Source organism: Mycetocola sp., assembly GCF_046716805.1.
Lineage (GTDB): Bacteria > Actinomycetota > Actinomycetes > Actinomycetales > Microbacteriaceae > Mycetocola_A.
Window position 1 is genome coordinate 1 of the sequence record NZ_JBKJWH010000143.1, and the last position, 9,342, is coordinate 9,342.

5 protein-coding genes and 1 pseudogene are annotated in these 9,342 nt (G+C 62.8%); all 6 read left to right on the forward strand.

The window, feature by feature from the left end; translation table 11 throughout:
* Positions 1–975, forward strand: a 975-nt coding sequence (locus tag ACLQ62_RS11100; RefSeq protein WP_411721697.1) for an ABC transporter permease, incomplete at its 5' end; no start/stop codon positions are given.
* A gap of 2 nt (positions 976–977) precedes the next feature.
* Positions 978–2,666: a dipeptide/oligopeptide/nickel ABC transporter permease/ATP-binding protein gene (locus tag ACLQ62_RS11105; RefSeq protein ID WP_411721698.1), complete on the forward strand. Its 1,689-nt coding sequence runs from the start codon at positions 978–980 to the stop codon at positions 2,664–2,666.
* On the forward strand, positions 2,663–3,469 hold the full coding sequence (locus ACLQ62_RS11110; protein WP_411721699.1) for an ABC transporter ATP-binding protein: 807 nt from the start codon (positions 2,663–2,665) through the stop codon (positions 3,467–3,469). Before ACLQ62_RS11105 ends, ACLQ62_RS11110 begins: the two co-directional genes overlap by 4 nt.
* A gap of 29 nt (positions 3,470–3,498) precedes the next feature.
* Positions 3,499–5,121 (forward strand): annotated as a pseudogene (locus ACLQ62_RS11115) (amidohydrolase).
* A 251-nt stretch (positions 5,122–5,372) separates the two neighbouring features.
* Positions 5,373–5,501, forward strand: coding sequence for a hypothetical protein (locus ACLQ62_RS11120; RefSeq protein ID WP_411721700.1), 129 nt, complete (start codon positions 5,373–5,375; stop codon positions 5,499–5,501).
* A gap of 154 nt (positions 5,502–5,655) precedes the next feature.
* A complete protein-coding gene (locus tag ACLQ62_RS11125; RefSeq protein WP_411721701.1) occupies positions 5,656–9,120 on the forward strand; it encodes a bifunctional proline dehydrogenase/L-glutamate gamma-semialdehyde dehydrogenase in 3,465 nt (1,154 codons plus the stop codon).
* Positions 9,121–9,342 lie beyond the last annotated feature (222 nt).

Below are 9,342 nucleotides of genomic sequence, written 5' to 3' on the forward strand. Positions count from 1 at the left end.
GGGGACGGGGCCCGGCTCCCCCGGCCTCGCCGAGCTCACCCCTGGCCTGCCTTCCTGCTCAGGCGGGTCGGCGGCCTCCTGCTCTCTTTCTTTGTTCTCGTCGTCGTGACGTTCCTCATCATTCCGCTCATCCCAGGCGACCCCGCTCAAGTGGCAGCCGGCGACAACGCGTCGCCCGCAGAAGTCGAGGCGATGCGCCAGCAACTCGGGCTGGACCTTCCCCTCTTCGCCCAGTTCGCCGACTATGTCGGAGGGGTCCTCAGCCTGGACCTCGGGAACTCGTTCATCAACGATCTGCCGGTCACCACCATTGTCCTGACCCGGCTGCCATACACAGCGGCGATTGCCTTCCTGGCCATCGCGATCGTCCTCGTCGTCTCCGTTCCGCTGGGGATGTCGGTGGCCGTCGCGACCCGGGGCGGCCGCAGGCGCTGGCTCGACGGCCTGTTCAACTTCGGCAGCAGTGTGCTGTACTCGGTTCCGCAGTACGTCATGGCGACCCTGCTGGTCTTCGTTTTCGCCGTGAGCCTGCGCATACTCCCCGCGGCGGGCGCCGCGACGTTCTCGTCACTCGTGCTGCCAACGGCCGCACTGACGATCGGCCCGATCTGTGTCATCGCCCGGATCGTGAGGCGGGAGACATCCGTCGTCCTCGAGAAGGATTACCTCCGTACCGCGCGGGGCTGGCGTCTCAGCACCCTCCGCACGCACGCACGCTACGTTCTGCCCAACCTCGTGACGACGACACTGACACTGTCCGGACTGATCCTCGCCGGTCAGCTCGGCGGCGCCGTCATCATCGAGACGGTCTTCGGTTGGCCCGGACTGGGGCTCGGCATCGTCAATGCGATCACGCAGCGCGACTATCCCGTGATCCGCGGCATCATCCTCGTCCTCGGTCTGCTGGCGACCCTGATCATCACCCTGGTCGACGTCATCCTCGCCGCGATCGACCCGCGCAATCTGGAGAGTTGATCATGACCGTTTCTTCCCGTTCCCGGTCGCTGTGGACGCCGTCCATGGTGACCGGCAGCGTCATTCTCGTTCTCCTTCTCGTCACTGCCGTCCTGGCACCGATGATGTTGAGCGACGCCGCCAACAAACTGACCAACAATGCGGGGTTACCACCGAGTGCGGAGCACCTGCTCGGTACCGACGATTTCGGGCGTGACAACCTGGCCAGGGCCCTCGTCGCAACGAGGCTCACGCTGCTCATGACTGCAGCTGCAACCGCGATCGCCGTGTCGTTCGGTCTCTTCATCGGTCTTGCAATCTGGCTGTCCGGCCCTCGGGTTCGTCGCGTGGCTCTTCGGTTCCTCGAGACTGCCGTCGCCTACCCGAGCCTCATCTTCGCGCTCGTCATCGCAGCGATCCTGCAGCCGAGTGTGTCCTCCACCATCCTCGCCATCGGAATCGCCGGAATCCCGAGCTTTGCCCGTCTCACGGCGAACCTGGCGTCGAGCGTATCCAAGAGTGATTTCGTCATCACCGCCCGGTTGCTCGGAGTCAGCCCGGCCCGGATCGCTCTGCGGCACATGCTCCCCAACATGGCCGAACCGATCCTCATCCTCTCGACCACCGTCTTCGCGCTCTCCCTCGTCGAAATCTCCGCACTCTCGTTCATCGGGCTCGGCGTCCAGAACCCCGAATACGATTACGGCCGCCTGCTCATCGACAGTCTCAGCGCCATCTACACCCAACCGATCATGGTGGCCGGTCCCGCCGTCATGATCGTCATCGCCGGACTTGGAATCATGCTGATCGGAGACGCCCTCGCCGCTCGAGCCGACCCCCGCGCCAAGAGGGCGATCGCCCCACGCACCCTCCAGCGCAACGCCGTCGTCGAACCCGCCGCCGGAGACACCGCTCTGGTTCGGGTTGAAAACCTGCGTGTCGGCACCACCGCCGGCCTCGAAATCGTCAAGGGGATCTCGTTCACCATCGAACCGGGTGAGGTCGTGGCGATCGTCGGCGAGTCCGGATCGGGCAAGTCACTGACCGCGATGAGTGTGGGCGGGCTTCTCGCCGAAGAGCTCACCATGAGCGCGGACATCGCACGGGTCGGCACGATGAACATGCTGGGTCGGCCCGACCCTGCCCGCCTCGCTTCCGAGATCAGCATCATCTACCAGGACCCAGGATCGACGTTCAACCCGGCGCTGCGCATGGGCTCGCAACTCACCGAAGTGCTGCGCGTTCACGCCGGCATGGGGCGTCGTAAGGCACGTCAGACAATCATCGATTCCCTCGAGCGGGTCAACATCTCCAACCCTGCAGAACGCATGAGACAGCACCCGTACAAGCTGTCAGGAGGAATGCGTCAACGCGCCATGATCGCGTCCGCCATGGTGACGTCGCCCACGCTCATCATCGCCGACGAGCCAACGACCGCCCTGGACGTCACCGTCCAACTCGAAGTGCTGCGCCAGTTCCGCCGGATCCACCGCGACAACGACACAGCGATGCTGTTCATCTCGCACGACCTCGGTGTCGTGCAGGAACTCTGCGACAGCATCCTCGTGATGAAGAACGGTGAGATCGTCGAACGCCTGTCGGCAGCCCAGTTGAAGAGCCGCGACGTCAAGCACCCCTACACAGCGATGCTGCTCGCCGCCATCCCGACCATCGACAGTGGCGCCCCAGAGAAAGAACCGGTACAGCGATGACCACGACGACCACGCTCGATGCTGCGGCCCTCTCCGCCACGCCAGCGGCTGAAGTGCGCAACCTCAATGTTTCGTTTGGCCCGGCGCATGTGCTGCACGACATCAACCTGCGCGTGCCGGCCAACACCGTCATCGGCCTCGTCGGTGAATCCGGATCGGGCAAGTCGACGCTCGGTAAGACGCTCGTCGGCATCAACCGCGCCAGCAGTGGAGACGTGTTCATCGCCGGCGAGGACTTCACAAAGATGCGGGGCCGGCGGATGCGGCAAATGCGCCGCGAGGTGCAATACATCCCCCAGGATCCGTACTCCTCATTGAGCCCTCGGAGAACGATCGGGCAGACGCTCGCCGAAGCACTGGACCCGCGGAGAGGCAACCACACAGCGCATCACGACACCATCGTGGCAGCACTCGAAGAAGTTAAACTCGACGCCACCGCGATCGAGAAGTATCCGCACGAGTTCTCCGGCGGCCAACGGCAGCGCATCGCCATCGCGCGCGCGCTCATGCTCCGACCCCGGCTGATCATTGCCGACGAGATCACATCGGCCCTCGACGTGTCCGTGCAGGCGGAGATCATCCGCATGCTCCGGGGACTTCGCGGCACCGTCGACAGTGCCATGCTCTTCATCTCGCACAACCTGGCCGTCGTACAGCAGGTGTGCGACGACGTAGCTGTGATGAGCAACGGCGTCATTGTGGAACAGGGCCCTGTCGCCTCCGTCTACCGCAACCCGCAGCACGAATACACCGCCGAACTGCTCGCCTCCGTGCCAGGAGCTCCCGGCTTCACACTCGACTGATCGAGCTCCACCTCCTGAAACGGCGTCCAATGACTCTTCCTCCTTCGTCCGACTCTCAACTCTTCGTCGGCGGCCGGATCTTCACCGGCCGTTCAGAGGACGATTTCGCCAGCGCGTTCCGCATCCGGGGAACGACGTTCGAGTGGGTCGGTGACGAGGCGGATGTCTCGGCTGCCGAACGCAGTGACGCGATCGATCTCGGCGGGCGCACGGTCGTTCCCGGATTCCTCGACGTGCACACGCATCCGTCGTTCATGGCAGAACTGATCGACGCCGTCGAGTGTCTGCCACCCGACGTCCTCTCGGTCGATGCGTTGCTCGCGGCACTCCGCACGCATCCGAATCTGGGGCGTGGAAACCACCTGTGGATCGAGGGTTTCGGCTTCGACGAGAGTAAGTATCCTGAGGGACGCAAACCGACCGCGCGCGATCTGGACGCCGTCTCGGCGACACAACCCATTCTGCTGCGCCGGTGTGATGGACACACCGCTGTGTGCAACAGCCGCGCGCTCGAGCTTGCCGGGATCACCAGGGACACGCCAGACCCAGCCGGCGGACGCTTCGAACGCTTCGAGGATGGCTCCCCCACCGGTGTCCTCGTGGAAACGTCAGCCATGCGCGTCGTTGAACAGTTGATGCCTGTGCGCGACGCGCGTGACACGGCGAACCGGATCTCCCGGCTGGGCGAGCACTTCCTCTCTCGTGGGATTGTGGCTGTGGACGATCTGATGGCGACCTGTATCGAAAGTCCCCTGGAAACGTTCCGGGCGGCGGAGCGAGCGGGATTCGAGCTGCAAGTCGGTCTCTATTACGCGTGGACCGCCATCGCCGACGGCGCGCTCGATGAAGAAACTCCCGAGCACCGCAGCGGGCGGGTGAAGATCGCGGGTATCTAGGTCCTGATGGACGGTGCCTACTCCGATCGGAATGCCTGGACCGAGGACGAATATCCCGACTCTTGCAGCAATCACGGCATCCGGACGATTACCGACGAGGAACTGCGCCGTGCCGTCGGCTGGGCGCGCGAGAACGCCGTACAGGTCGCGATCCACGCGATGGGCGACCGATCGCTCAACCACGTCATCGATATGTTCGGCGAAGAGGAGCCATGGCTGGAGACGATTCCGTCCATCCGCCTCGAGCACGCGACCCTCGTCGACAGCGCCATGATCGACCGTCTGAACGCCGCGACGATGACGTTCGGCATCGCGAGCCACACGATCTTCCTCTTCGCCGAGTACGACAGCTACGAGAAGAACCTGTCGAAGACGCAATTCGATATCGCTTACCCGATCCGCTCGCTCTACGAGCGCCTGCCGGTCACCGCGCTGTCGTCCGACAACCCCGCGACGGCCTGGACGGATGCCGACAACGTCTTCGTTTCGATTCAGGCGGCGGTGCTTCGCAGGGCGTACAACGGCGCCGACATCGGTGCTGCTGAGGCGATCACCGTTCCTCAGGCCGTCCTTCTCTACACAGCCCGGGCCGCGCAGCTCTCCCCGCTCGACGGTGTTGGGCTCATCAGCGAGGGATTCGAGGGCAGCTTCGCTGTGCTCGACCATGATGTCTTCACCATCCCGGCCGACGAAATCGACTCAGTGCGCGTGGCCGAAACCTGGGTGCAGGGTCGCCGGGCATACGTGCGTGGCTGAAGCCGGTCAGTTCCCAGATCGCCTGACAGTGTGTGCCACGACGAGGTCTAGTTCTGGGACTGAAACGGATTGAATCGCCGGTCGTGAGCTTCTTCGTCAGGGGCGGGCATCGAATCGTCGGCGATAACTGAACGGCGTACTGCCGAAGGCGGAGACGAAGTTCTGCCGGAGGGTCACCGTATTACTGAACCCGATCGACGCGGCAACCTGGTCGACGGCACGCCTCCGCCGAAACGGTACACACAACGCTCATGGCCCTGCTCAACTCGAACTTCGCCGCCGTCGCCACCACCGACGCCTGGAGCAGCGCCCTTAAGGACGGCCAGGCGCTGCCCAAGGACAACCTCGTAACTTCGGCTCTTCTGGGCGCGCAGCGATAACGCCGTCGGCGCGGTACCCAGGCCATAGTCCGTTTCATTAGAAATAGTGATTGGTATTCGTTCGAAACGATCGCTTTTGCTGATGCATTGCTTACTTCAGACTGTTTGAATCCGGAACGAGATCTTTGGGCGTTCCCTAATCACTAGGAATCTGATGACTGACAGCGCACACTCGCAGCCCGTAACCGCACCCGCATCTGACTCGGTCGACCCCGCTTTGGGCGTGGAGACGATCGGTCTCGTGCGTCGCTGGCTGAAGGAGGCTTCGGCGATCAAGGTGGATGCGTCGGGCGCACAATTGGCTGGGGTATTGAAGGATCCGGCTGGGCTTGATTTCACCGTCGCATTCGTCGACGGCGTAGTGCGGCCCGAGGATGTACGCGTAGCCGCGCGGACGCTGCGACAAATCGCACCCGGCGTGCCTCTATTCCTTCCCGCGCCAATACGCGCCGCGGTGAAGCTTGGCGGTCACATGGCGCCGATTCTGCCTGGGGTGGTAGTACCGATCGCACGTTACGTGCTTCGCGACATGGTCAAGCACCTCATCATCGACGCCACCGACGCAAAGCTCGGCCGCGCGATCGCCCGAACCAAGAAGGACGGAGTGCGGCTAAACGTCAACCTTCTCGGTGAGGCCGTGCTGGGCAAGCAGGAGGCCGCGCGCCGTCTCGCCGGGACTCACCGGCTCCTGGCGCGCGACGACGTCGACTACGTCTCCATTAAGGTTTCATCAACCGTGGCACCGCATAACCCGTGGGCATTCCCCGAGGCCGTCTCCGACATCATCGATGAGCTGACGCCACTGTTCACGCAAGCGTCAGCCGCTCGTACTCCGAAGTTCATCAACCTCGACATGGAAGAGTACAAAGACCTAGACCTGACCATTGAGGTGTTCACTCGCATCCTCGATCGACCCGAGTTTCTCAATTTTGAAGCAGGAATTGTCCTTCAGGCATACTTGCCCGACGCCCTCTCAGCGATGATCCGGCTCCAGGAGTGGAGTGCTCGGCGGCGAAGTCGAGGCGGTGCCGGCATTAAGGTGCGCCTTGTGAAGGGTGCCAACTTGCCCATGGAGCACGTGGAAGCATCGATCCACGGCTGGCCCCTTGCGACATGGAGCACCAAGCAGGATTCCGACACGAACTACAAACGTGTGCTCGATTACGCTCTCACGCCAGAGCTCATCCACAACGTCAGAATCGGGGTGGCCGGCCACAACCTCTTCGACATCGCCTACTCCTGGCTGCTGGCTGGCAGTCGCGGCGTAAGGCACGGCATTGAGTACGAAATGCTTCTCGGTATGGCGCAGGCTCAGGCCGAGGCAGTCCGACGTGAAGTCGGTTCCCTGCTCCTGTATACACCGGTGGTGTCCCCCGCTGAGTTCGACGTGGCAATCGCCTACCTCATCCGGCGTCTCGAAGAAGGTGCTTCCGCTGATAACTTCATGTCGGCCGTCTTCGAACTCGATGCTAACGAAGCGCTTTTCGAGCGGGAGGCGCAGCGCTTTCTTACGTCAGTCGAAGCGCTTGATGGCCTGGTGCCTTCACCGCACAAAGTGACGGACCGCTACGCGGCAGTGCCGAAGGCAAGGTTCGGTGCGTTCGAGAATACGCCCGACTCCGATCCGTCCGTGTTGGCAAACCGTGAATGGGCGGCTGCGATCCTGGACCGCGCACGTAACTCGACACTGGGCGTGGAATCGCTCGCTGCGGCACAGATAGGCGATGCCCAGGCGCTTGACGTGGCCTTGACTGCATCCAAACGAGCAGGCGAGACTTGGGCGCAACTCTCAGGTGACGAACGCGCAGTGATCCTGCACAGGGTCGGCGACGAGTTCGAAGCGCGGCGTGCCGACTTCCTGGAGATCATGGCAGCGGAAGGCGGCAAAACGATTGACCAAGGCGATCCGGAAATCTCCGAGGCAATCGACTTCGCGCACTATTACGCCGAGCTCGCCCGCGAGCTGGACCACGTAGACGGCGCGGACTACACCCCGGCAGGGATCACGCTTGTGACCCCACCGTGGAATTTCCCAGTTGCCATTCCGGCGGGCGGGGTATTGGCCGCACTGGCGGCCGGGTCAGCGGTCATCCTGAAGCCGGCTGCTCTCACTGCTCACTGCGGTGCCGTCATCGCCGAATGCCTGTGGCGTGCGGGCGTTCCCCGTGACACAGTGCGCTTGCTTCAAGTTTCTGAGCGTCGGCTCGGGCAAACCTTGATTGCGCATCCGCACATCGATCGGGTCATCCTCACCGGCGCATACGAGACGGCAGAGTTGTTCCGCTCTTTCCGCCAGGACCTCCCGCTTCTCGCGGAAACCAGTGGCAAGAATGCCATTATTGTGACCCCTTCAGCTGATCTCGATCTCGCAGTGAAGGACGTCGTCGCATCAGCTTTCGGCCACGCTGGCCAGAAGTGCTCCGCCGCCTCGCTCGTGGTTCTCGTAGGGTCGGTGACTACTTCGCACCGCTTTCGCACGCAGCTGATCGATGCAGTGTCGTCGCTCACGGTTGGTTACCCCACGGATGCCGCCACTCAGATGGGACCAATCATCGAGCCAGCGAGCGGCAAGCTTCACAAAGGTCTGACAAGCCTGGGCCGATACGAAACCTGGCTGATTGAGCCCCGCCAGCTGGACGAAAGTGGTCGTCTCTGGTCCCCGGGTGTCCGGGACGGCGTACGGCGCGGATCTGAGTACCACCTCACCGAGTATTTCGGTCCGATCCTGGGAATCATGACCGCCGACACTCTGGAGGAAGCGATCTCCATCGTCAACGACATAGAGTACGGCCTGACCTCCGGGCTACACGCCCTCGACCCGGCAGAGATAGACCTGTGGCTGAAATCAGTCGAGGCGGGCAATCTCTATGTCAACAGGGGAACCACCGGCGCAATAGTACAGCGTCAGCCTTTCGGCGGGTGGAAGAAATCCGCCGTGGGGCCTGGTACCAAGGCTGGTGGACCGAATTATCTCATCGGCCTTGGGTCTTGGTCGTCACGTAACGCAACGCAGGGCGCGGTAATCATCGACCGTCGTGTCACGAGACTCATCGAAGCGTCGCGAGAAGCGTTGTCTACCGGAGACTCGGCATTTGTAGAGCGCGGGGCGGCCAGCGACGCTCTCGCGTGGCAGGAGCGCTTTGGACCCGCCACCGACGCTACTGGGCTTACGGCGGAACGCAACATCCTCCGCTATCTGCCGTTTGACAAACCGGTACTCGTGCGGCTGGCAGCGGGCGAGCCGCTCGCACACCTCGTACGGACCGTCGCCGCGGCTGCATTGAGCGGCACACCGATCGTTGTCTCGAGTGCTCAGGAGCTTCCCGGCCCTCTGGCCCGCGCTTTGCGAGGTGTTGCGCCAGAAGTCGCCGAGGGAGAAACAGACCGAGACTGGAACGAACGTGTGGCGCGAGCCGGTGCGACCCGAATCAGGTTGCTGGGCTCCGCCGCGGCCACTATCACGGCTGCGACGAGCGGTCGTCCGGACGTGACGGTCTACGCAAATCCAGCGACCGAGGCGGGCCGGATAGAACTCCTGCCCTTCCTGCGGGAACAGGCGGTGTCAATAACTGCCCACCGATTCGGGACACCCAACCACCTCACCGACAACCTGATCTAAGTCCGTACCGCAGGTGAGCCATCTTGAGCCATCACGAAGAAGGTCCCGGTAAAGATTTCTTCTACCGGGACCTTCATAGCGGGCGGGCTGACGTGATTCGAACACGCGACCCCTTGTAAGGAAATAACCTAAACTCGGGTTTTACCGAAAATCTCCGAAAACTGGCGGATTCCCTTGTGTTTACAGGGAACCGGGCGGTTCACTGCCTCCAATTGTACTCGG

Excerpts from the sequence above, each read along its gene's own strand:
- ACLQ62_RS11105 (WP_411721698.1), top strand. The coding sequence starts at position 978 with ATGACCGTTTCTTCCCGTTCCCGGTCGCTGTGGACGCCGTCCATGGTG.
- ACLQ62_RS11110 (WP_411721699.1), top strand. The coding sequence starts at position 2,663 with ATGACCACGACGACCACGCTCGATGCTGCGGCCCTCTCCGCCACGCCA.
- ACLQ62_RS11120 (WP_411721700.1), top strand. The coding sequence starts at position 5,373 with ATGGCCCTGCTCAACTCGAACTTCGCCGCCGTCGCCACCACCGACGCC.
- ACLQ62_RS11125 (WP_411721701.1), top strand. The coding sequence starts at position 5,656 with ATGACTGACAGCGCACACTCGCAGCCCGTAACCGCACCCGCATCTGAC.